Source organism: Pseudomonas sp. PAMC25584, from assembly GCF_058135675.1.
The window spans coordinates 70,591-92,110 of sequence record NZ_CM176870.1 but is presented as its reverse complement, the minus strand read 5'-3'; the positions used below and the strand labels follow the sequence as shown (position 1 = coordinate 92,110).

Annotated in this window: 21 protein-coding genes; 10 read left to right on the top strand and 11 right to left on the bottom strand. The window is 61.7% G+C overall.

Going from position 1 to position 21,520, the window contains the following annotated elements; all coding sequences use genetic code 11:
* Positions 1-14: 14 nt before the first annotated feature.
* From ACS5Q8_RS00460 to ACS5Q8_RS00440, 5 genes are all read right to left on the bottom strand, one after another.
* Entirely contained in the window at positions 15-2,081 is a 2,067-nt protein-coding gene (locus tag ACS5Q8_RS00460; RefSeq protein WP_443693440.1) for a GGDEF domain-containing protein, read from the bottom strand.
* On the bottom strand, positions 2,078-2,956 hold the full coding sequence (locus ACS5Q8_RS00455) for an endonuclease/exonuclease/phosphatase family protein (RefSeq protein WP_247399221.1): 879 nt from the start codon (positions 2,954-2,956) through the stop codon (positions 2,078-2,080). The genes ACS5Q8_RS00460 and ACS5Q8_RS00455 overlap by 4 nt, the downstream gene beginning before the upstream one ends.
* A gap of 10 nt (positions 2,957-2,966) precedes the next feature.
* Entirely contained in the window at positions 2,967-3,602 is a 636-nt protein-coding gene (dsbA, locus tag ACS5Q8_RS00450; RefSeq protein WP_276195638.1) for a thiol:disulfide interchange protein DsbA, read from the bottom strand.
* Positions 3,603-3,770: 168 nt separating this feature from the next.
* Positions 3,771-4,376 (bottom strand): c-type cytochrome, encoded by a 606-nt coding sequence (locus ACS5Q8_RS00445; RefSeq protein WP_276195636.1) that lies wholly within the window; start codon positions 4,374-4,376, stop codon positions 3,771-3,773.
* A gap of 38 nt (positions 4,377-4,414) precedes the next feature.
* Complete coding sequence (locus tag ACS5Q8_RS00440) at positions 4,415-4,714, bottom strand: c-type cytochrome (RefSeq protein ID WP_276195634.1); 300 nt, start codon at positions 4,712-4,714, stop codon at positions 4,415-4,417.
* A 192-nt stretch (positions 4,715-4,906) separates the two neighbouring features.
* On the opposite strand from ACS5Q8_RS00440, the gene yihA reads away from it, so the two are divergent.
* Positions 4,907-5,548, top strand: a complete 642-nt coding sequence (gene yihA / locus ACS5Q8_RS00435; RefSeq protein WP_048721487.1) for a ribosome biogenesis GTP-binding protein YihA/YsxC — start codon at positions 4,907-4,909, stop codon at positions 5,546-5,548.
* Between the two features lie 269 nt (positions 5,549-5,817).
* Here yihA and polA read toward each other — a convergent pair whose 3' ends face one another.
* A complete protein-coding gene (gene polA, locus ACS5Q8_RS00430; protein ID WP_276195631.1) occupies positions 5,818-8,592 on the bottom strand; it encodes a DNA polymerase I in 2,775 nt (924 codons plus the stop codon).
* Positions 8,593-8,666: 74 nt separating this feature from the next.
* Here polA and ACS5Q8_RS00425 point away from each other — a divergent pair, with 74 nt between their 5' ends.
* Both ACS5Q8_RS00425 and ACS5Q8_RS00420 read left to right on the top strand, forming a co-directional pair.
* Positions 8,667-8,957: a DUF2782 domain-containing protein gene (locus tag ACS5Q8_RS00425; RefSeq protein WP_276195630.1), complete on the top strand. Its 291-nt coding sequence runs from the start codon at positions 8,667-8,669 to the stop codon at positions 8,955-8,957.
* Positions 8,958-9,013: 56 nt separating this feature from the next.
* The gene (locus tag ACS5Q8_RS00420) at positions 9,014-9,967 is read left to right on the top strand and encodes a homoserine kinase (RefSeq protein WP_276195629.1); all 954 of its coding nucleotides are present in this window, start codon (positions 9,014-9,016) and stop codon (positions 9,965-9,967) included.
* Between the two features lie 109 nt (positions 9,968-10,076).
* Here ACS5Q8_RS00420 and ACS5Q8_RS00415 read toward each other — a convergent pair whose 3' ends face one another.
* Positions 10,077-11,006 (bottom strand): zinc ABC transporter substrate-binding protein, encoded by a 930-nt coding sequence (locus ACS5Q8_RS00415; protein WP_253400291.1) that lies wholly within the window; start codon positions 11,004-11,006, stop codon positions 10,077-10,079.
* A gap of 58 nt (positions 11,007-11,064) precedes the next feature.
* Between ACS5Q8_RS00415 and zur the strand changes: the two genes are divergently transcribed.
* From zur to ACS5Q8_RS00395, 4 genes are read left to right on the top strand one after another with little or no spacing between them, the layout of a single operon-like run.
* Positions 11,065-11,547: a zinc uptake transcriptional repressor Zur gene (gene zur, locus ACS5Q8_RS00410; RefSeq protein ID WP_247399200.1), complete on the top strand. Its 483-nt coding sequence runs from the start codon at positions 11,065-11,067 to the stop codon at positions 11,545-11,547.
* Complete coding sequence (znuC, locus tag ACS5Q8_RS00405; protein ID WP_247399181.1) at positions 11,547-12,332, top strand: zinc ABC transporter ATP-binding protein ZnuC; 786 nt, start codon at positions 11,547-11,549, stop codon at positions 12,330-12,332. The genes zur and znuC overlap by 1 nt, the downstream gene beginning before the upstream one ends.
* Positions 12,325-13,113 (top strand): zinc ABC transporter permease subunit ZnuB, encoded by a 789-nt coding sequence (gene znuB / locus ACS5Q8_RS00400; protein WP_017849020.1) that lies wholly within the window; start codon positions 12,325-12,327, stop codon positions 13,111-13,113. The genes znuC and znuB overlap by 8 nt, the downstream gene beginning before the upstream one ends.
* Before the next feature lie 37 nt (positions 13,114-13,150).
* Positions 13,151-13,870, top strand: coding sequence for a PA5502 family lipoprotein (locus ACS5Q8_RS00395; RefSeq protein WP_426101947.1), 720 nt, complete (start codon positions 13,151-13,153; stop codon positions 13,868-13,870).
* Positions 13,871-13,918: 48 nt separating this feature from the next.
* Here the strand turns inward: ACS5Q8_RS00395 and katE are convergent, their stop codons facing one another.
* A complete protein-coding gene (gene katE / locus ACS5Q8_RS00390) occupies positions 13,919-16,081 on the bottom strand; it encodes a catalase HPII (RefSeq protein ID WP_426101945.1) in 2,163 nt (720 codons plus the stop codon).
* Positions 16,082-16,324: 243 nt separating this feature from the next.
* On the opposite strand from katE, the gene ACS5Q8_RS00385 reads away from it, so the two are divergent.
* The 3 genes from ACS5Q8_RS00385 to ACS5Q8_RS00375 are packed head-to-tail and all read left to right on the top strand — an operon-like array spanning position 16,325 to position 18,831.
* Positions 16,325-17,332 (top strand): methionine ABC transporter ATP-binding protein, encoded by a 1,008-nt coding sequence (locus tag ACS5Q8_RS00385; protein WP_276195625.1) that lies wholly within the window; start codon positions 16,325-16,327, stop codon positions 17,330-17,332.
* The gene (locus tag ACS5Q8_RS00380; RefSeq protein WP_247399170.1) at positions 17,332-18,006 is read left to right on the top strand and encodes a methionine ABC transporter permease; all 675 of its coding nucleotides are present in this window, start codon (positions 17,332-17,334) and stop codon (positions 18,004-18,006) included. The genes ACS5Q8_RS00385 and ACS5Q8_RS00380 overlap by 1 nt, the downstream gene beginning before the upstream one ends.
* Before the next feature lie 51 nt (positions 18,007-18,057).
* Positions 18,058-18,831 (top strand): MetQ/NlpA family ABC transporter substrate-binding protein, encoded by a 774-nt coding sequence (locus ACS5Q8_RS00375; RefSeq protein WP_247399137.1) that lies wholly within the window; start codon positions 18,058-18,060, stop codon positions 18,829-18,831.
* A gap of 82 nt (positions 18,832-18,913) precedes the next feature.
* On the opposite strand, the gene ACS5Q8_RS00370 is transcribed toward ACS5Q8_RS00375, so the two are convergent.
* From ACS5Q8_RS00370 to ACS5Q8_RS00360, 3 genes are read right to left on the bottom strand one after another with little or no spacing between them, the layout of a single operon-like run.
* Positions 18,914-19,549 carry an SCO family protein gene (locus tag ACS5Q8_RS00370; RefSeq protein WP_247399134.1) on the bottom strand — a complete coding sequence of 212 codons (636 nt, stop codon included), beginning with the start codon at positions 19,547-19,549 and terminating at the stop codon, positions 18,914-18,916.
* The gene (cyoE, locus tag ACS5Q8_RS00365) at positions 19,546-20,445 is read right to left on the bottom strand and encodes a heme o synthase (RefSeq protein ID WP_426101943.1); all 900 of its coding nucleotides are present in this window, start codon (positions 20,443-20,445) and stop codon (positions 19,546-19,548) included. The genes ACS5Q8_RS00370 and cyoE overlap by 4 nt, the downstream gene beginning before the upstream one ends.
* Positions 20,433-21,512, bottom strand: a complete 1,080-nt coding sequence (locus tag ACS5Q8_RS00360) for a COX15/CtaA family protein (protein WP_443699532.1) — start codon at positions 21,510-21,512, stop codon at positions 20,433-20,435. The genes cyoE and ACS5Q8_RS00360 overlap by 13 nt, the downstream gene beginning before the upstream one ends.
* Between the last annotated feature and the right edge of the window lie 8 nt (positions 21,513-21,520).

The following is a 21,520-nucleotide window of genomic DNA, read 5'->3' as shown; positions in this document are numbered from 1 at the left end:
AAATGGAACATCTTTTAGGCCGCCTGCACCCGGTTACGTCCCGCCGCCTTGGCCCGGTACAACGCCTCGTCGGCGCGCTTGAGCGCCAAGTCACTGCGCTCGCCGGGCTGGAACTGTGCCACGCCCATCGACACCGTGATCGTCACCGGCTCGCCCTTGAAGTGGAACGGGCAGACTTCAATCGCCGTTCGCAACGCTTCGCCAGCGGCCAGGGCATTCGCCAGGGAGGAGTCGGGCATCAGCAACACAAACTCTTCACCGCCGAATCGCGCAATGAAGTCGCCAGGACGCAGGCGCTTGCGCAGCACGTTGGCGATGATTTTCAGCACTTTGTCGCCGGCCAGATGCCCGTAGCCGTCGTTGATACGCTTGAAGTGATCGAGGTCCAGCATTGCCAGCGACAGGCTATTGCCGCGCTGATGCCAGAGGTTGACCTCATGGTCCAGGCGCTCGCTCCAGGCCGCACGGTTGGGCAAGTCGGTGAGCGGATCGATCAGGGCTTTCTGGCGCTGCACTTCCAGGTGATCGCGATAACCCTGGGCCTCCTGTTCCATATTGGCGACGCGCTCCGCGAGCCCTTTCAAACGCTCCGCCACTTCCTGCTCGCGCTGATCACGTTGCTGCTGGTGCTGGTCCATGGTGCCAAGCAGGCCTTCAAGGTGGCTTTCCAAGACCTGCTTGAGGCTGTCCAGGTCGGCGGCGTCCTGCACACTGCTTTGCAGGCCGTCGACCTGTTCACGGATTTGCGTGTCCAGCTCCCGGGCGGCCGAGCGACTGTCGGCATACCCTTCGCTGGCCGTCTGCAGATGGCCCTGGAACGCTTCGAGGCGTTCGTTGAGCTGTTTTAGGTAAGCCTCGAACTCATGTTGGCCGCTGTCGGTGATCGCCAGCATCAGCGTGGCCAGATCGTCGAGGATCGGCAGCAGTTCGTACCAGTTCAAACCATGGGCCAGGCGTTCGCGCATGGCTTCGGCCTGGGGCCGGTGTCGCTCGGGCAGCGACAGGTCTTCCAGCAGGCCAAGTAAGGTGTCTTCAATGTGTTTGGCCACGGAGCTGTAGGACGGCTCCGGCGAATCGGGCAGGGCGTAGACCGGGTCCGCTTGCAACTCGTCCGGGTCCGGTACTTCCTGCACGGGCGGCAGTGACAGGCTGCCGATGACAGTTTGCGGCGGCGCATCGACCTCGACCGGCGGTGTTTCGATAAACGCAGCGAGTGCGCTTTCAGAGGCAGGCTCTTGCGCCTCGACCGGAGGCGCCTCGGGCTCCGCCACTTCGACCGGCCGGGCGATCGGCGCAGTTCGTGACACGGCTTCGACGGCAACGGAGGGGGTCACGATCTCGACCGCCTTGGCCGGCGCTACGGGTTCCGGCTGGGGTGAGGCCGAGCCTTGCGGCAACGGCGCGAACGCCCGCAGGGCCTGGGCTAATTCGTCAGGCTGCGCCGGCGTCTCGGCGACGGGCTCGGGCGCCGGCCTGGAGGCGGGGGGCGGCGGTAAAGATGGCGGAGCAGGCGGCGGCGCGGCCTCGCCGGGCGGCGCTTCATTCGCGACATCCTTGGCGCCAAACAGGCGTTGCAGCAGGCCGGGGCCGGGGCGCGGGGTTTCGCCGTCCGGCTCCAGGTTATTCAACGCCTGCCCTTGCAGGCTGCTCAGCTCACTGAGCAACAGTGGGATCTCGCGCGCCTGGCCTACGCGGCTATCCAACTGTTTGGCGAAGGTTTTCAACGGGCGGGCCACCTCGCGGGGCAGCGGCAGTTTCTGCAACTGCGCAACCAGGGCCGCGAGCGCGGTACTCATCTGGTCAATCCGGGTTTCGCGACGCTGCTCCGAATCCAGTACGGCTTTTTCCAGGCGCGGCAGCAACCCAGCGAGGGCGGCATCCATGTCGTCGGTGCGCACTGCGTCGCGCATTTCCTTCATGCATTGATCGACCGCGCGGTCGGTGCCTTCAGCGGCCAACGTACTGCGCACCAACCCTCGGCGCAGCAGGTCGAGGCGGGCAGCCCAGCGGCGTTCGAGCGTGTCTTGTTGTTCGATGCTTTTAAGGTATTTCTCTTTCCAGCGCTGGGCTTCGTCGCTCATGCAAGGGGTCCGCGAGGGCCGGGGCTCAACGCGGGCAATGCATCAGCCGTGAGCGAACCCGGCAGACGAATCTCCACCGCGACCGGCAGGTGATCGGAGATGGGCTGCGCCAACACCTGCACGCTTTCAAGCGTGAGGGTCGGGCTAAGCAGGATATGGTCAAGACAGCGTTGCGGGCGCCAGCTGGGGAACGTGGCTTCGACTTGCGGCGCCAGTAAGCCAAGGTCACGCAACGGGGAATTCTGCAGCAGGTCGGTGGCATGGGTGTTCATGTCACCCATCAGCACCTGGTGCTTGTAGCCGCCAATCAACTCACGCACGTAGGCCAACTGCAGGTTGCGGGTACGCCCCCCGAGTGCCAGATGCATCATCACCACCACCAGGGCTTCCGGGCCTTCGCCGAAACGCACGAGGATCGCGCCACGGCCCTTGGGGCCCGGCAATGGGTGATCTTCGATAGCCGATGGCTTCAGGCGGCTGAGCACGCCATTGCTGTGCTGCGCCAGACGCCCGAGGTTGCGATTGAGTTGCTGATACCAATAGGGAAACGCGCCCAACTGGGCCAGGTGTTCCACCTGGTTGATGTAGCCCGAGCGAATGCTGCCGCCGTCAGCTTCCTGCAAGGCGACCAGGTCGAAGTCGCCCAACAGGTCGCCGATCTTCTGCAGGTTGCCGGCCCGCCCGTTGTGGGGCAACAAGTGCTGCCAGCCACGGGTGAGGTAGTGCCGGTACTTCTCGGTACTGATGCCCACCTGGATATTGAAGCTGAGCAGGCGCAGGCGGCTGTCCGCCGGCAGTCCTGTGGATTCCAGGTGAGCTTCGTTGACCTGTGGGTCATGCAGGCCGACAACGCGTTCGGTACCCCAGCGGCGCATGGCAGGCCCCTTACTTGGCGGCGCGTTCTTTGGCGATCAACTGGTCGGCCACATTGAGGGTCGCTTCAGGACCGCCGGTGGTCCCCAGGTCGAAACGGTACTTGCCGTTGACGATCAGGGTCGGTACGCCTTGCACGCCATACTTCTGCGCCAGTTCCTTGGCCTGTTTGATCTGGCCCTGGATAGCGAAGGAATTGAAGGTAGCCAGGAACTTGTCCTTGTCGACACCCTGGGTAGCGACGAAGTCAGCCATTTCCTCAGGCTTGGTCAGGCGCTTGCCTTGTTTCTGGATAGCCTCGAAGACCGCGTTGTGGACCTTGTGCTCGACACCCATGGCTTCCAGAGTCAGGAACAGTTGGCCGTGGGCATCCCAAGGGCCGCCGAACATGGCAGGGATGCGTTTGAAGTTCACGTCCTTGGGCAGTTTTTCAGCCCATGGGTTGATGGTTGGCTCAAAGGCGTAGCAATGCGGGCAGCCGTACCAGAACAGCTCCACCACTTCGATCTTGCCCGGCACCGACACCGGCACTGGGTTGGCCAATTCCACGTAGGTTTTACCGGCTTCAAGCGGCACGTCGGCAGCTTGTGCGGTCATGCCGAAGAGGCTGACAGTGACGAGAGCGGCGCTGAGGATCAGATTACGCATGCTTTACTCCTGAACAAATAGGGTCGCCTCACGCGACCTTTGTTGTGACAGGTCTACGCGGGCATGAGTTCGTTAGTGTAACGGCACCGGCCACAAAAAAGGGCGGCCTGGGCCACCCTTTTTATGCTTGCATCAACGGATTAATCGAGTGTTAACGTAGCCCTTCGATCAGTGCAGACCCTGAACGTATTGGGAAACCGCTTCGATGTCCTTGTTGCTTAGCTTGGCGGCAATGCTTTGCATGATTTTGGTATCGCCGTCGTTGGTGCGATTGCCTTCACGGAAGTCCGTCAGTTGCTTGGTGACGTACTGCGCATGCTGGCCACCTAAGTGCGGGAAGCCCGCAGCGGCGATGCCCGCGCCGTTAGGCGAGTGGCAACCGATGCAGGAAGGCATGCCTTTTTCCAGGTTGCCGCCGCGGAACAACTCTTCACCACGGGCCACTTGCTTCGGATCGGCAGCTCCCACGCTGCCTTTCTGGCTGGAGAAATAAGCGGCGATATCCGCCAGGTCCTGGTCACTGAGGTTGGTCAGCAAGCCGGTCATTTCCAGGACCGTGCGCTTACCGTCCTTGATGTCGTGCATCTGCTTGGTCAGGTAGCGCTCACCCTGGCCGGCCAGTTTAGGGAAGTTCGGTGCCGGGCTATTACCATCCGGTCCATGGCAAGCACCACACACGGCGGCTTTCGCCTGACCCGCAGTAGCGTCGCCTGCAGCATGGGCAACACCGGTGATGCCCAAGGTCAACAGCAGACTCACGATCAGTTTGTTCATCAGCTAATCCAACTACGGCTAAGGGTTTAAAGAGTTATCTAACCGGGCTTACTCACCATCCACTCAATGATGGCCTGGTAATCCTCGGTACTGCAGTCCATGCACAAACCACGCGGCGGCATTGCCTTGAAACCCTGAGTCACGTGTTGCACCAGCGTGTCCATGCCCTGCGCCAGTCTGGGCGCCCAGGCTGCCTGGTCACCCCGCTTCGGGGCGTTCGGCAGTTGGCCAGCATGGCAAGCCACGCAAACTCGGTTGTACACCGCTTCCGGTTCCTGTGTAGCCTGAGCGCCGTAAAGCGGCATCAGGACACCGATAGCAAGCAACCATCTGGTCATACATCGACCTTTTCAGGGTTTGGGAGCGTTTTGCGTTCTAATGCGCAATAAAGGTCTATCGCTCCCGTGAACTTCACCCTTCGCTGGGACAAAGCACACACAAAATCTGCGGCATTATATACTGGCGCTACTGAAACGGAAACGACACCGCTTGCCGCACCCTTTTTCGGCACCGCCCACATCGGAAATCTCATGCAACTCAAGAACCCCATCCTCGGCCTGTGCCAACAGTCCACCTTCATGCTCAGCGCCGCCAAAGTGGACCAATGCCCCGATGACGAGGGCTTTGAAGTCGCCTTTGCCGGCCGTTCCAACGCGGGTAAATCCAGCGCGCTGAACACCTTGACCCACGCCAGCCTGGCGCGCACCTCGAAAACCCCGGGCCGCACACAGCTACTCAACTTCTTCAAGCTAGACGATGATCGGCGTCTGGTCGACCTTCCAGGCTACGGTTATGCAAAAGTACCTATCCCGCTGAAGCTGCACTGGCAGCGTCACCTCGAGGCTTACCTGGGTGGCCGGGAGAGTTTGAAGGGGTTGATCCTGATGATGGACATCCGTCATCCAATGACCGACTTCGACCTGCTGATGCTCGACTGGGCGGTCGCCAGCGGCATGCCGATGCATATCCTGCTGACCAAAGCCGACAAACTGACCTATGGCGCCGCCAAGAACACGCTGCTGAAGGTGCAGGCGGAAATCCGTAAAGGTTGGGGTGACACCATCACCATCCAGCTGTTCTCGGCGCCAAAGCGCCTGGGCCTGGAAGACGCCTACACCGTGCTGGCCGGCTGGATGGAATTGGCCGACAAGGGCGCGGAAATCGCCGAGTAACTTTTGCGCAGGCAAAAAAAACCCCGGACTTCGTAGGGGAGGGGAAGTTCGGGGTTCAAGTTCCGGACCGCTAGGGCGGGGTCCAGATATCTGCCAACACTTAACACAACATAGGAGCATTGAAGGGCTTCACCACCCATTCAGTAAATCTGAGTGGCATTTCATGGGTTAAGTTCCGGCAGGTACAAAAAACTATTTGTAATAACCGACGGCGCTTTCGGCTCTAAAGCGTTCTGCCACCACGCTCGGGGGGTGGCAGAACCACGCCATCAGTGCGCTTCGTCCCAGTTATCACCCACGCCCACTTCCACCAGCAACGGCACGTCCAGCGTCGCCGCGTGGCTCATGTGCTGGCGAATCTCGTCACGCACTTGCTCGACCAGATCCTCGCGAACCTCCAGCACCAGTTCATCGTGTACCTGCAGGATGACTTTGGCGTCCAGGCCCGACGCGGTCAGCCAATTATCCACCGCGACCATGGCTTTCTTGATGATATCCGCCGCCGTGCCTTGCATCGGCGCGTTGATCGCCGTGCGCTCGGCACCTTTGCGCAGGGCCGGGTTCTTCGCGTTGATGTCCGGCAGGTACAGGCGCCGACCGAAGATCGTCTCGACATAACCCTGCTCGGCCGCCTGGGCGCGGGTGCGCTCCATATAGGCCAGCACGCCCGGATAACGGGCGAAGTAGCGGTCGATATAGGCCTGGGACTGTTTACGATCGACACCGATCTGCTTGGCCAGGCCAAACGCGCTCATGCCGTAGATCAGGCCGAAGTTGATCGCCTTGGCGCTGCGACGCTGGTCGGTAGTGACCGCGCCCAGTTCCACGCCAAATACCTCGGCGGCGGTGGCCTTGTGTACGTCCAGGTCATTGCGGAAGGCGTGCAGCAAGCCTTCGTCCTTGGCCAGGTGCGCCATGATGCGCAGTTCGATCTGCGAGTAGTCCGCCGCCAGTAGCTTGTAGCCTTTAGGCGCGACGAACGCCTGACGAATCCGCCGGCCTTCAGCCGTGCGGATCGGAATGTTCTGCAAGTTCGGATCACTCGACGACAAACGCCCCGTGGCCGCCACCGCCTGGTGATACGACGTATGGATGCGCCCGGTGCGCGGGTTGATCTGCTCAGGCAAGCGGTCGGTGTAGGTGCTTTTCAGCTTGCTCATGGAGCGGTACTGCATCAGCACCTTGGGCAGCGGGAAATCCTGCTCGGCCAGTTCGGCGAGCACCGCTTCGGCGGTCGACGCCTGGCCCTTGGCGGTCTTGCTCAGGATCGGGTGGCCGAGTTTTTCGTACAGGATCGCGCCCAATTGCTTGGGCGAGCCGAGGTTGAATTCCTCACCGGCGATGGCAAATGCCTCACGCTCCAGTTCGACCATCTTCTCGCCCAACTCGACGCTCTGCACACCGAGCAACTTGGCATCCACCAGTGCGCCCTGGCGCTCGATACGCGCCAGCACCGGCACCAGTGGCATCTCGATATCTGTCAGCACGCTGACCAGGCTGGGGATCGCCGTGAGTTTTTCGAACAAGGTCTGGTGCAGACGCAGGGTGACGTCGGCATCTTCAGCCGCGTAAGGCCCGGCCTGTTCGAGGGAGATCTGGTCAAAGGTCAGCTGTTTAGCGCCTTTACCGGCAATATCCTGAAAGCTCACGGTGGTGTGACCCAGGTATTTCTGGGCCAGGCTGTCCATGTCATGCCGCGTGGCCGTGGAGTCGAGGACGTAGGATTCGAGCATGGTGTCGTAGGCGATGCCCTGCACCGTGATGCCACAACTCTGATCACCACCGATGGCGCAGTTGGCCAGGATATTCATGTCGAACTTGGCGTGCTGGCCGACCTTGAGCTTGCTCGGGTCTTCGAGGATCGGCTTGAGCGCGCGCAGGACCGTGTCGCGGTCCAATTGCTCCGGCACCCCCATGTAGGAATGGGTCAGCGGGATGTAGGCCGCTTCATAGGGCTGAACCGCGAACGACAAGCCAACCAATTGCGCCTGCTGCGCATCGATGCCGGTGGTCTCGGTGTCGAAGGCGAACAGCTTGGCGTCGCCGAGCTTCTTCATCCACACATCGAAACGCGCCTGTTCGAGGATGGTTTCGTACTTGAGCTCAGTATTCACGACCGGCGCATTCTCGATGACCGGAGCAGCCACCTCCAGCCCGGTGCGCTTGGCGTCGCGCTGCACTTCGTCAAACCAGCTTTTGAACTCCAGGAGGGTATACAGCTCCAGGAGTTTTTCACGATCCGGCTCGATCAGGTGCAGATCGTCCAAGCCAACATCGAGCGGTACGTCGATCTTGATCGTCGCCAACTGATAGGAGAGAAACGCCATCTCCTTATGCTCTTCCAGCTTGGCCGGCAGCGTCTTGGCCCCACGGATAGGCAGGGTCGGCACAATATCCAACTGCTCATAAAGCTCTTTCAGGCCGCCATTGACGCCCACCAGCAAGCCGGAAGCGGTCTTCGGACCAATGCCCGGAACGCCTGGGATGTTGTCGGACGAATCGCCCATCAACGCCAGATAGTCGATGATCTGCTCCGGAGCGACGCCAAATTTCTCCTTTACGCCCTCCACGTCCATGGCGCTACCGGTCATGGTGTTGACCAAGGTAATGTGCCCGTCGACCAACTGTGCCATGTCCTTGTCACCGGTAGAGATCACCACCGGGCGGTCAGCCGCTGCGCTGCTGCGGGCCAGGGTGCCGATCACGTCATCGGCCTCGACGCCTTCGACGCACAACAGCGGGAAGCCCAGCGCGATCACGCTCTGGTGCAGGGGCTCGATCTGCAGGCGCATGTCGTCGGGCATGCTTGGGCGGTTGGCCTTGTATTCGGCGTACATGTCGTCGCGAAAGGTCCCACCCTTGGCGTCGAACACTACCGCGAACGGGCTCTCCGGGTACTGCTTGCGCAGGCTCTTGAGCATGTTCAATACGCCCTTGACCGCACCGGTCGGCAGGCCTTTTGAGGTGGTCAGCGGCGGCAGCGCGTGGAAGGCGCGGTACAGATAAGAAGAACCGTCCACCAGGACGAGGGGGGCTTGGCTCATGAGCAGGATCAACCTTTTCGGCGGGTCAGGCGCTAGAATAGCCGGACCACAGACAACAAAGGGACAAGGTTATCATGCGCACATTCAATCGCCTGCTGTTGACCGGCTTGTTTGCACTCGCTCCGATGGCTGCCATGGCGGCAGACAGTGCGCCTTCGGGCGATCCGGAAGTTACCATTCGCACGGAAGGCGACAGGACCATTCAGGAATACCGCCAAAACGGTTTCCTGTACGCAATCAAGATAACGAAGAAAGGCTTCCCACCGTATTTCCTGGTGCGCGCGGACGGAACCGATGCAAACTTCATCCGCTCTGACCAGCCGGATATGCTGATCCCGTCATGGAAGATTTTCGAATGGAAATGATTTCTTAACTTTAATTGGCGCCACACACCGCGGCGCCCGTACTGGCAGTTTTAACCATGTCTGTGTTCACCCCCCTGGCTCGGCCCGAGCTGGAAACCTTTCTTGCCCCTTACGGGCTCGGCCGCCTGCTTGACTTCCAGGGGATTGCTGCGGGTAGCGAAAACACCAATTTCTTCATCAGCCTGGAACAGGGCGAGTTCGTCCTGACCCTGGTTGAACGCGGCCCGGTGCAGGAAATGCCGTTCTTCATCGAACTGCTCGACGTGCTCCACGACGCCGATTTGCCGGTGCCTTACGCCCTGCGCACCACCGACGGCGTGGCCCTGCGCGAATTGGCCGGCAAACCGGCGCTGCTGCAACCGCGCCTGGCCGGCAAGCACATCAAGGACGCCAACGCCCAGCACTGCGCCCAGGTCGGCGACCTGCTTGGCCACCTGCACCTGGCAACACAGGGTGACAAGGTGCTGGAGCGCAAGACCGATCGCGGGCTGGACTGGATGCTCAGCGAAGGCGCGCAGCTGATTTCGCACCTGCACGCAGCGCCGCAACGCCTGCTGCAGGACGCGCTGGATGAGATCGAGGCCCACAAGGCACAGATCCTCGCCCTTCCGCGCGCGAATATTCACGCCGACCTGTTTCGCGACAACGCGATGTTCGAAGGCACGCACCTGTCGGGCTTGATCGACTTCTACAACGCCTGCTCGGGCCCGATGCTGTACGACGTAGCGATCGCCCTGAATGACTGGTGCTCGGATGCCGACGGCGTGCTCGACGGCCAGCGCGCCCGAGCGCTGCTCGGCGCTTACGCCGGGTTGCGGCCGTTTACCGCAAAGGAAGCCGAGTTGTGGCCGACGATGTTGCGCGTGGCGTGCGTGCGGTTCTGGTTGTCACGCCTGATCGCGGCGGAGTCGTTTGCCGGGCAGGATGTGTTGATTCATGACCCGGCGGAGTTTGAGCATCGGCTGGCGCAGCGCCAGCAGGTCGCGATCCAGTTGCCGTTCGCGCTCTAAAATGTGCGAGGGAGCTTGCTCCCGATTACGGCGTACCAGTCGCCACATGCCGTGACTGACACCCCACATCGGCAGCAAGCCCCCTCGCACAGACGTTATGCCTGGTCTTTCAGAGCGACTCCAGGCACCCCGCCAAGTCATTGCCCAGCTTGTCCAGCACCTGCTCGTAACCCTGGGCGGTCGCCGGGGTGTAGCCACCCAGCGCATCCAGCTCCGCCAATTTCACCGGCAAACCGGCGACCAGCGTTTCTGCCAGGCGCGGACGCAGCGGCGGTTCACTGAACACACACGTCTTGCCGACTTCCTGCAAGCGCGTGCGCATCGCCGCCACATGCTGGGCGCCTGGCTGCACTTCGGCGGCCACGCTGAACACACCGGCGTGCTTGAGGCCGTAGGCGTCTTCGAAGTAATCAAAGGCTTCGTGGAACACAAAGTAGGGTTTGTCCTGGATGCCGGCCATCCGCGCTTTCAGGCGTGCGTCCAATGCATCCAGTCGGCCCAGGAACGCCTTCACGTTGTGCTGGTAACGCTCGGCATTGGCCGGGTCTGCGGCGCTGAGGTCAGCGCCCATGCGAGTGGCAATCACCCGAGCGTTGAGCGTCGACAACCACAAATGCGCATCCAGACTGCCCGGGCGATGATCGTGGTCATGTTCGTCGGCATCGTCGGCATGGGAATGGCTATCTTCGGCGAAACGGCGGAGTTTCATGCCCGGAAGATCCTGCACGGCCACCGTCGGCAGGCTGCGCCCCTTGAGGACGCGCGGCAGGAAGCCTTCCATGTCCGGTCCGATCCAATACAACAGATCCACCGACTGCACACGCCGCACGTCGGATGGGCGCAACGCATAGTTATGCGGCGACGCACCCGGCGGCAACAACACCTCGGGAACCGCCACCCCGTCCTGCACAGCGGCGGCAATCAACTGCAGCGGCTTGATGCTGGTCAGCACCTTGACCTGCGCCTGAGCGGCACCCGCGATGAACAAACTGGCGACAAATACGACAAAAACGGGAAAAAGTCGGGACACGATGACCACTCAATGGCGTAGGAACGGGTAACATAATAACGTCTCTATCAAATATCTGTCGCCGCTCATGCCTATAACACCGCTCGCCAGCCGTCCCCACGACCACTCTCACTGCGTGCATACCGCGCTGTCGGAGGCCGACACCCTGTGCGCACGGCAGGGTCTGCGCCTGACCGCCCTGCGCCGGCGCGTGCTGGAACTGGTCTGGCAGAGCCACAAACCGCTGGGCGCCTACGACATCCTCGGCGTGCTCAGCGAACAGGACGGTCGCCGCGCCGCACCGCCTACCGTGTACCGCGCGCTGGATTTCCTGTTGGACAACGGCCTGGTCCACCGCATCGCTTCGCTCAATGCCTTCGTCGGCTGCAACCACCCGGAACACGCGCACCAGGGTCAGTTCCTGATCTGCCGCACGTGCCACGCCGCCATCGAGCTTGAGCAAAAAAGCATCAGCGACGCCATCATCCAGAGCGCCGCCGACGTCGGCTTCAAGGTTGAAGGGCAAACCGTCGAAGTCGTCGGGCTCTGCGCCGGTTGCCAGGGGGCTTGATGAGCAACGCGTTAATCCGCCTGGAACAGGTCGGGGTCACGTTCGCCGGGCAAAACGTGCTGGATAACATCCAGTTGAGCGTCGAACCGGGGCAGATCGTCACCCTGATCGGCCCCAATGGCGCCGGCAAGACCACCCTGGTGCGCGCCGTGCTCGGCTTGCTCAAGCCCGACACCGGCAGTGTGTGGCGCAAGCCCAAACTGCGTGTCGGCTATATGCCGCAAAAACTCTTCGTGGACCCGACGCTGCCCTTGTCTGTGCTGCGCTTCCTGCGCCTGGTGCCAGGCGTGGACCGCACCCGCGCGCAAGCCGCGCTCAAGGAAGTCGGCGCCGAACAGGTCATCGACAGCCCGGTGCAAAGCATCTCCGGCGGTGAAATGCAGCGTGTGTTGCTGGCCCGCGCCCTGTTGCGCGAACCGGAATTGCTGGTGCTCGACGAACCGGTGCAGGGTGTCGACGTCGCCGGCCAGGCCGAGCTGTACAGCCTGATCACCCGCCTGCGTGACCGCCTTGGCTGCGGCGTGCTGATGGTCTCCCACGACCTGCACTTGGTGATGAGCACCACCGATCAGGTGGTGTGCCTCAACCGCCACGTGTGCTGCTCCGGCCACCCGGAGCAAGTCAGCGGCGACCCGGCGTTCGTCGAGCTGTTCGGCAAGAACGCGCAGAGCCTGGCGATTTATCACCACCATCACGACCACGCCCATGACCTGCATGGCGCCGTGGTCGACGATCCCGCTACGCCCCACACTCACGTTCATGGAGATAGCTGCAAGCATGGCTGATTTTCTGCTCTACGCCCTGCTGGCAGGCTTGGCTCTGGCGCTGGTGGCGGGCCCGCTGGGCTCGTTCGTGGTCTGGCGGCGCATGGCCTATTTCGGCGACACCTTGTCCCACGCCGCACTGCTGGGCGTGGCCCTGGGCTTCCTGCTGGATGTGAGCCCGGCCATCGCCGTGACGGTCGGCTGCCTGCTGCTGGCGGTGCTGCTGGTGACCCTGCAACAGCGCCAACCGCTGGCCTCCGACACGCTGCTGGGCATCCTGGCGCCCAGCACCCTGTCCCTGGGCCTGGTGGTACTGAGCTTTATGCACGAAGTGCGCATCGACCTGATGGCCTACCTGTTCGGTGACCTGCTGGCGATCAGCCCCACTGACCTTGCGTGGATTCTCGGCGGCAGCGCCGCCGTGCTGGTGCTGCTGGTGACGCTGTGGCGCCCGCTGCTGGCAATCACCGTGCATGAAGAACTGGCCACGGTGGAAGGCTTGCCCGTGCCCGCCCTGCGCATGACCCTGATGTTGTTGATCGCCGTGGTGATCGCTGTCGCGATGAAGATTGTCGGCGTATTGTTGATCACGTCACTGCTGATCATTCCCGCAGCCGCAGCCCAGCGCCACGCCCGTTCGCCGGAGCAGATGGCGATCGGCGCCAGCGTGCTGGGGATGCTGGCCGTGTGTGGGGGCCTGGCGCTGTCCTGGTTCAAGGACACTCCGGCAGGGCCGTCGATTGTGGTCACGGCCGCCGCCCTCTTTCTGCTGAGTTTTGTCCTGCCCCGTCGAGGGGTGTAGACTTGCTCGCTTTTTGCGCAAATAGAGAGTCGCAGGAATGAAGCCGTTCACCTCCCGTTATCTGCTCCTTGCCGCATTTTCCCTGCTGCTGGGCGCCTGTCAAAGTACACCGCCCGCCGCCCCCGAGGCCCCGGACGCACGCGCTGTCGCCATCGCGCAACTGGAGCAAAACCTGGCCAGCAGCGAGCTGGCCACCGCCGAAGACCAACTGGCCGCGCTACAGGCCCAGTCGCCCAACGATCCGGCGCTGGTGGCTTATCAGCGCCAATTGGCCGAGGCCTATCTGCAACGCAGTCAGGTCGTGTTGCAAAAAGGTGATGTCAACGCCGCCGCCACCGCCCTCAGCCGGGCCCGTGCATTGATGCCCAAGGCCCCGGCGCTGACCGGTGGCGTCAACAGCGCCATCACCCATGCGCGCAAAGCCGAGCTGGACAAAGCCGAAGCCGCCCTCAAGGCCGCCGAAGCCCAGCCCGTCGCCAAGGTCATCGACCCGGCCGCACAGAGCACCACGGTGGCGCTGAACCTCACTGACATCGAAGAACTGCGCCATCAACTGGATGCCATCGCCACCGACGTGGTGAATTACCAGTGCGATGTGAGCATCCAGGCACCGCGCACCCAGGATTACCCATGGCTGGCGACCTTGCTGAGCAAACGGGTGAAGCGCATTGATGCGGGGTACGACCTGAAGATTCACCGGCAGATTCTGAAGAATATTCCGGCGCAGGTTGTGCTGATTCCGCGTAAGGCGGAATAAAGCCATCGGGGCTTGCCCCCGATGGCGGTCTAACCAACAGCAGATGACTTAAGCCGGAATCGCCTTGGCCTTCGGCTCACGCTCCCAGACCCGATGCCGGGCAATCGCTTCAAAGAACACCTTGAACGCCTTGGCATCCGATCCCACGACCAACCCCGCATCCGCTTCGAGCTTCAGCAGATCCAGCAATGGCTTCGCGTCACTGGCTACGGCAATCGCCTTCAAGTGCTTGTAGGCCTCCAGCAGGTAGTGCAACGCCACGCCATCCCCACTCAATGCCGTGATCGACGCCTTACCGCCAGGTACGAACACCGCATCGAACGCAATCGACGGCAAGCCCTCCATCGAGGCATCCACCGGCAGACTCTTACCCTCGAGCGTGGTGACCGGCGCCGAGGTCGGCCCCAGCAACTTGGCATGTGCGCCCTCGGCCTCCAGCGCCTTCTTCAACGCGGCAATCGCCACGCCATCCACACCGTTCGCCGCCAGAATCGCCACTTTGCGCGTTTTGATATCGCCGGACAGTAAATTCGCCTGGCTCAGCGCGGGAGAGCGCTCCGGTTGGGTTTTGCGCTCCGGCACCGTGCCTTTGGTCGGCACGGGCAGCCCGAGGTTTTGCGCCACGCGCTTGGCCAACTCCAGGTCAATGTTGGCGAGGATCTCGTTGACCTGACGCGCACGAATAAACTCACGCTCCACCTTGCCCAGTTCAAAACTGTAGGCCGCGATGATGTGTTCTTGCTCGTGCAAGCTCATGCTGCGGAAAAACAGGCGTGCCTGGGAAAAGTGATCGCCGAACGACTCACTGCGCTGGCGAATCTTGTGGGCGTCGACGCGCTCCGGATAGGACTCAAACCCGCCATCCTGCGCCGCTGGCGGGGTTTCCTTCGGCCAGCCGCCATCAATCGAGTTCGGCTCGTAAGACGCGCGCCCTTTATCGAGGGTGCTGCGGTGCATGGCATCGCGCTGGTTGTTATGCAGCGGTGTCACTGGCTGGTTGATCGGCAACTGATGAAAGTTCGGGCCACCCAGCCGGCTGATCTGCGTGTCGGTGTAGGAAAACAAACGGCCTTGCAGCAACGGGTCATTGGAGAAGTCGATCCCAGGCACGATATGCCCCGGGCAGAACGCGACCTGCTCGACTTCAGCGAAGAAGTTATCCGGGTTACGGTTCAGCACCATCTTGCCCAATGGGGTAATCGGCACCAACTCCTCGGGAATCAGCTTGGTGGGGTCGAGGATATCGAAGTCGAACGCGTGTTCCTTCGCTTCAGGAATCACCTGCACACCCAATTCCCATTCGGGGTAATCGCCGCCTTCAATCGACTCCCACAGATCGCGACGGTGATAGTCGGCATCTTTACCTGCGAGCTTTTGCGCTTCGTCCCACACCAGCGAGCAGGTGCCGACCGTAGGGCGCCAGTGAAATTTGACGAAGTTGGACTGCCCCTCGGCATTCACCAGGCGAAAGGTATGCACGCCGAAGCCCTGCATGCTGCGCAGGCTTTTCGGAATGGCCCGGTCAGACATGGCCCAAATCACCATGTGCGCCGATTCCGGCTGCAGCGAAACAAAATCCCAGAACGTATCGTGGGCCGAGCCGCCGGTAGGCGTTTCGTTGTGCGGCTCAGGTTTTACCGCATGCACGAAGTCGGGAAACTTGATCGCGTCCTGAATGAAAAATACCGGCATGTTGTTGCCCACCAGGTCGAAGTTGCCTTCATCGGTGAAGAACTTAACCGCAAAACCGCGCACGTCACGCACTGTATCGCCCGAACCACGCGGGCCCTGCACGGTGGAAAAACGCACGAACACCGGAGTTTTATGCCCTGGGTTGCGCAGGAAACCGGCCTTGGTCAGCGCCGAATGGTTCTCATAGGTCTGGAAATAGCCGTGGGCGCCGGTACCACGCGCATGCACGATGCGCTCCGGGATACGTTCATGGTCAAAGTGCGTGATTTTTTCACGCATGATGAAGTCTTCCAGCAGCGAGGGGCCACGGGCACCGACTTTCAAGGTGTTCTGGTTGTCGGAAATCTTCACGCCTTGGTTGGTACGCAGGGCCTGGCCGGTCGCGTCGGAACGGAACGCTTCCAGGGCCTGCAGCTTGGCGTTGGTGTTGCCACGGTCCAGGGTATCGGTGCCCGCAAGTTCACTCTTCGGCGGGGTGGCTGGCTTCTTGGTACTCATCAGACAAAACTCCTTATTCAAAGTGGCCAGAGCGGTCCCCGGCTCGTTTGAGCAAACCCCAGGCACGGCACCTGGGAAATCGAGTTGCTTAAGTAGTGACTGACACGAATTTGCACCGTTCCTTTTTTATGACCTTTGATCGCGTTATTGCCAAATCGCTGGTTGAAAGCGAAATAAATGCTAAGAAACGCTATACGGACAGGCTAAAATGCGCGCCCGGCTAACCGCTGATCCCTTTTCCATGCGCCCCACAAGGTTCGCTACGTGATCGAGTTTCATAACGTCCATAAAACCTACCGCGTCGCCGGTAAGGAAATCCCCGCGCTGCACCCCACCAGCCTGCGCGTCGAGAACGGCCAGGTGTTTGGTCTGATTGGCCACTCCGGCGCGGGAAAAAGTACCCTGCTGCGCCTGATCAATCGTCTCGAGCAACCCAGCGGCGGCCAGATCCACGTCGATGGCGAAGAAGTCACTGCCCTGGATGCCAACGGCCTGCGTCGTTTCCGCCAGCAGGTCGGGATGATTTTCCAGCACTTCAACCTGCTGGCCTCCAAGACCGTCGCCGACAACGTGGCGCTGCCACTGACCCTGGCCGGCGAATTGTCGCGCAAGGCCATCGACCAGCGCGTCGCCGAACTGCTGGCGCGCGTCGGTCTGTCGGACCACGCCAAGAAGTACCCGGCGCAACTGTCCGGCGGCCAGAAGCAGCGCGTCGGCATTGCCCGCGCCCTGGCGACCAAACCGAAAATCCTGCTGTGCGACGAAGCCACCAGCGCCCTCGACCCGCAGACCACCGCCTCGGTGCTGCAACTGCTGGCCGAGATCAACCGCGAGTTGAAACTCACCATCGTGCTGATCACCCACGAAATGGACGTGATCCGCCGCGTATGCGACCAGGTGGCGGTGATGGACGCCGGTGTGATCGTCGAGCAAGGCTCCGTGGCCGATGTGTTCCTGCACCCCAAGCACCCGACCACCAAGCGCTTTGTCCAGGAAGCCGATCAGGTCGACGAAAGCGAGCAGCGCGATGACTTCGCCCACGTACCGGGCCGCATCGTGCGCCTGACGTTCCAGGGCGAAGCGACCTACGCGCCGTTACTGGGCACCGTCGCCCGTGAAACGGGGGTGGACTACAGCATCCTCGCCGGGCGTATCGACCGCATCAAAGACACCCCCTACGGGCAACTGACCCTCGCCGTCACCGGCGGCGACATGGAAGCAGCCTTTGCCCGCTTCACCGCCGCCGACGTCCACATGGAGGTGCTGCGCTAATGGAAGTGCTGTTGAGTTTCTTCGCCAATATCGACTGGTCAGAAATCTGGCTCGCCACCGGCGATACCATGACCATGCTGTTCGGTTCGCTATTCTTCACCGTGCTGCTCGGCTTGCCCTTGGGCGTGCTGCTGTTTCTGTGCAGCCCGCGCCAGTTGTTCGAGCAAAAAGGCCTGTACGCGTTGCTGTCGCTGATTGTGAACATCCTGCGCTCGCTGCCGTTCATCATCCTGTTGATCGTGATGATCCCGTTCACCGTGCTGATCACCGGCACCTCGCTGGGGGTGGCCGGTGCGATTCCGCCGCTGGTCGTGGGGGCTACGCCGTTTTTTGCGCGCCTGGTGGAAACCGCGCTGCGTGAAGTAGACCGCGGCATCATCGAAGCCACCCAGTCCATGGGCGCCAGCACGCGCCAGATCATCACCCATGCGTTGTTGCCTGAGGCCCGTCCCGGCATTTTCGCGGCGATTACGGTGACGGCTATTACACTCGTGTCCTACACGGCCATGGCCGGTGTCGTCGGTGCCGGTGGCCTGGGTGACCTGGCGATCCGTTTCGGCTACCAGCGCTTCCAGACCGATGTGATGGTGGTCACCGTGGTGATGCTGTTGATCCTGGTGCAAATTCTGCAAACCGTCGGCGACAAGCTGGTGGTGCATTTTTCTCGAAAATAACGGCTATTGCCGGCCACACGCCGATAAATGCCCGAACAAGGAGCTTGTTGAATGAAAAAACTACTGGTTGCTTTCGCCGCCGTTGCCGCGTTTTCCGCCCACGCCGCCGAGACCCTTACCGTCGCCGCGTCGCCGGTACCCCACGCGGAAATTCTGGAGTTCGTTAAACCTGTGCTCGCCAAAGAAGGCGTGGACTTGCAGGTCAAAGTCTTCACCGACTACGTACAGCCCAACGTACAAGTGGCTGAAAAGCGCCTGGACGCCAACTTCTTCCAGCACCAGCCGTACCTGGATGAGTTCAACAAAGCCAAGGGCACGCACCTGGTGAGCGTCGGCGCGGTCCACCTGGAACCCCTGGGCGCTTACTCCAGCAAGTACAAGACCCTGGCCGACCTGCCTGAAGGCGCCAACGTCGTGATCCCGAACGACGCCACCAACGGCGGCCGTGCGCTGTTGCTGCTGGCCAAGCACGACCTGATCACCCTGAAGGACCCGACCAACATCCTGTCGACCATCAAGGACATCACCGCCAACCCGAAAAAACTCAAGTTCCGCGAACTGGAAGCCGCCACCTTGCCGCGCGTGCTGACTCAGGTCGACCTGGCGCTGATCAACACCAACTACGCGCTGGAAGCCAAGCTGGACCCGTCCAAGGACGCCCTGGTCATCGAAGGCAGCGACTCGCCTTACGTGAACATCCTGGTGACCCGCGAAGACAACAAAGATTCGGACGCCGTGAAGAAGCTGGTTGCAGCCCTGCACACGCCTGAAGTGAAGAAGTTCATCGAAGAGAAGTACAAAGGCGCGATCAAGCCGGCGTTCTGATCCGACTCGATCTCCAACACACCGCAGATCAAACAATGTAGGAGGGGGCTTGCCCCCTCCCATCTGTGTTTTGTGTTGCCTGTTACTTACGCTGCAACAGCCCCGGCAACTGCACCACCAGCTTCTGGTTGTTCAACGGCGCACGAATGAAACCACGCTGCGTACCGTCCGGGCCAATCAGCGCAAGGTTGCCACTGTGGTCGACCGTGTAGTTCGGTTTGGTCGTGTCCGCCGGAATGAACGGGATGCTTACCGCGTTCGACACCTTCTGCACATCGTCCACATTCGCACCGGTCAGGCCTTGGAATTGCGGGTCGAAATAGCCCAGGTACTGCTTGAGCTGAGTCGGCGTGTCGCGGTTCGGGTCGACGCTGACCAGGATCACCTGCAACTTATCCATAGCCTCTTTGGGCAACTCGCTCTTGATCTGACGCAGTTGGGCGAGGGTGGTGGGGCAGATGTCCGGGCAAAAGGTGTAGCCGAAGAACAGCAGGCTCCACTTGCCTTTCAACTCATTGACCAGCACTGGCTGGCCGTCCTGGTTGGTCATGGTCACCGGCGGCAATTGGCGGCTTTGCGGCAGCAGGATGATGCCGGCATCGATCAAGGCGGTCGGGTCGCCCTGGCCCTTGCCCGAGAGCACTTTATTGACGGTCAGGCCCATGATCAACGCGACAATGGCCACCAGAATGAAGACAGTTTTTTGAGTTCGAGTCATAGGTTCAACAGTAAGTAGTGGTCTACGAGCAGGGCGATAAACAGCAGGAACAAGTACCAGATAGAGTACTTGAAGGTGTTGATCGCCGCGTGCGGCTGAGCGCCACGGTACAGCACCCAGGCCCATTGCAGAAAGCGCCCGCCCAGCAGCAGCGCACATCCAAGGTAGAGCGGGCCGCTCATATGGATGACGTAGGGCATCAGGCTCACCGCCAGCAGGGCGCAGGTGTAGAGCAGGATATGCACCTTGGTGTAGTGCTCGCCATGGGTGACCGGCAGCATCGGAATATCGGCCTTGGCGTATTCCTCCTTGCGGTGAATGGCCAGGGCCCAGAAGTGCGGCGGGGTCCAGGCGAAGATGATCAGCACCAGCAACAGCGGCTCGGCGCTGACATGCCCGGTAACCGCAACCCACCCCAACAGCGGCGGTGCCGCGCCGGCCAGGCCGCCGATGACGATGTTCTGCGGCGTCGCACGCTTGAGAAAGCCGGTGTAAATCACCGCGTAGCCGAGCAACGAGGCCAGCGTCAGCCAGGCCGCCAGTGGGTTAGTGAACGCCAGCAGCAGCGCCAACCCTGCAACAGCCAGAAACAATGCAAAGGCCAGCGCAGCCACGGGCGACACACGCCCTTGCGCGATCGGCCGCTTTTGCGTGCGCGCCATCAGCGTATCGATGCGCCGATCCACGACGTGGTTGACCACCGCCGCGCCACCGGCACACAGGGCAATCCCCAGGTTGCCGAAAATCAGCACCGCCCACGGCACCCCGGCGCGAGTGGCGAGGAACATGCCCACCAGCGAGGTGATGAGCATCAGCACCACCACTTTCGGCTTGGTCAGCTCCAGGTAATCACGCCAGATCGCCTGGCCGTGACGCGCGCCGATCAAGGTCGCCATGGCATCTCTCCTTTAAGGGTGATGAGGCCCGATACGTGTTTGCGCGGGCTGAAGCGCCAGCCGAACGGCAACTGGCGGCGCACCCGAACCAGGCTGGTGCGGGCGTGGTAATTGACCAGTACCAGGGTCAGCAACAAGGCTGCACCACCGGCGTTGTGACCGACCGCAACCGGCAATGGCAGATGGAAATACACGTTGCTCAGGCCCAGGCAGATTTGTGCCGCCAGGGCGATCAGCAGCAAGCCTGCGAGCCGGGTCATGCCCACGGCGCGCAGTTGCCAGGCCAGGCCCAGTAACACCAGGGTGACCAGCAGCGCGCCGACGCGGTGGGTCAGGTGGATGGCCGTGCGTGCATCGCTGTCGAGCTGGCCACCGAGGTAATTGGGGCCGATGTGCTGGGTCAGGTGAAAGCCATTGGCAAAGTCCGCCGCCGGCCACCACTGGCCATGACAGGTGGGCAAATCGATACAGGCCACCGCCGCGTAGTTGGAGCTCACCCAGCCGCCCAGCGCAATCTGCCCGATCACCAGCACCAACCCCGCCGTCGCCCAATATTGCAGGCGCTTGGGCACGATCAGCGCAGGCAGTACGCCGGACAGACGCAACGTCAGCAGAAACAACAGGCTCAAGGTCGCAAAGCCGCCCAACAGATGCCCCGTCACCACTTGCGGCCAGAGCTTGAGCGTCACCGTCCACATGCCGAACGCCGCCTGGGCCAACACCACCGCCAACAGGAACAGCGGCAACTTCACCGGCTGGCCGGGGTCGCGCCGATGCCGCCAGGAGCGCGCCGCCAACAGCACGATCAGCAGGCCCAGGGTGCCGGCAAAGTAACGATGGACCATCTCGCTCCAACCCTTGCCGGCCTCCACCGGCGTGTCCGGAAAATGCAGCTCGGCATGGGCCAGTTGGGCTTCGCTTTGCGGCACGCTGATAAAGCCGTAGCACCCCGGCCAATCCGGACAACCCAGGCCGGCGTGGGTCAGGCGCGTGTAGGCGCCGAGCAACACGACGATCAGCGCCAGCAAGGTGGCAAACAGCGCGAGGCGAAATCCAGGTTTGGCCATGACAATGC

Excerpts from the sequence above, each read along its gene's own strand:
- ACS5Q8_RS00460 (WP_443693440.1), bottom strand. The coding sequence starts at position 2,081 with ATGAGCGACGAAGCCCAGCGCTGGAAAGAGAAATACCTTAAAAGCATC.
- ACS5Q8_RS00455 (WP_247399221.1), bottom strand. The coding sequence starts at position 2,956 with ATGCGCCGCTGGGGTACCGAACGCGTTGTCGGCCTGCATGACCCACAG.
- dsbA (WP_276195638.1), bottom strand. The coding sequence starts at position 3,602 with ATGCGTAATCTGATCCTCAGCGCCGCTCTCGTCACTGTCAGCCTCTTC.
- ACS5Q8_RS00445 (WP_276195636.1), bottom strand. The coding sequence starts at position 4,376 with ATGAACAAACTGATCGTGAGTCTGCTGTTGACCTTGGGCATCACCGGT.
- ACS5Q8_RS00440 (WP_276195634.1), bottom strand. The coding sequence starts at position 4,714 with ATGACCAGATGGTTGCTTGCTATCGGTGTCCTGATGCCGCTTTACGGC.
- yihA (WP_048721487.1), top strand. The coding sequence starts at position 4,907 with ATGCAACTCAAGAACCCCATCCTCGGCCTGTGCCAACAGTCCACCTTC.
- polA (WP_276195631.1), bottom strand. The coding sequence starts at position 8,592 with ATGAGCCAAGCCCCCCTCGTCCTGGTGGACGGTTCTTCTTATCTGTAC.
- ACS5Q8_RS00425 (WP_276195630.1), top strand. The coding sequence starts at position 8,667 with ATGCGCACATTCAATCGCCTGCTGTTGACCGGCTTGTTTGCACTCGCT.
- ACS5Q8_RS00420 (WP_276195629.1), top strand. The coding sequence starts at position 9,014 with ATGTCTGTGTTCACCCCCCTGGCTCGGCCCGAGCTGGAAACCTTTCTT.
- zur (WP_247399200.1), top strand. The coding sequence starts at position 11,065 with ATGCCTATAACACCGCTCGCCAGCCGTCCCCACGACCACTCTCACTGC.
- znuC (WP_247399181.1), top strand. The coding sequence starts at position 11,547 with ATGAGCAACGCGTTAATCCGCCTGGAACAGGTCGGGGTCACGTTCGCC.
- znuB (WP_017849020.1), top strand. The coding sequence starts at position 12,325 with ATGGCTGATTTTCTGCTCTACGCCCTGCTGGCAGGCTTGGCTCTGGCG.
- ACS5Q8_RS00395 (WP_426101947.1), top strand. The coding sequence starts at position 13,151 with ATGAAGCCGTTCACCTCCCGTTATCTGCTCCTTGCCGCATTTTCCCTG.
- ACS5Q8_RS00380 (WP_247399170.1), top strand. The coding sequence starts at position 17,332 with ATGGAAGTGCTGTTGAGTTTCTTCGCCAATATCGACTGGTCAGAAATC.
- ACS5Q8_RS00375 (WP_247399137.1), top strand. The coding sequence starts at position 18,058 with ATGAAAAAACTACTGGTTGCTTTCGCCGCCGTTGCCGCGTTTTCCGCC.
- ACS5Q8_RS00370 (WP_247399134.1), bottom strand. The coding sequence starts at position 19,549 with ATGACTCGAACTCAAAAAACTGTCTTCATTCTGGTGGCCATTGTCGCG.
- cyoE (WP_426101943.1), bottom strand. The coding sequence starts at position 20,445 with ATGGCGACCTTGATCGGCGCGCGTCACGGCCAGGCGATCTGGCGTGAT.
- ACS5Q8_RS00360 (WP_443699532.1), bottom strand. The coding sequence starts at position 21,512 with ATGGCCAAACCTGGATTTCGCCTCGCGCTGTTTGCCACCTTGCTGGCG.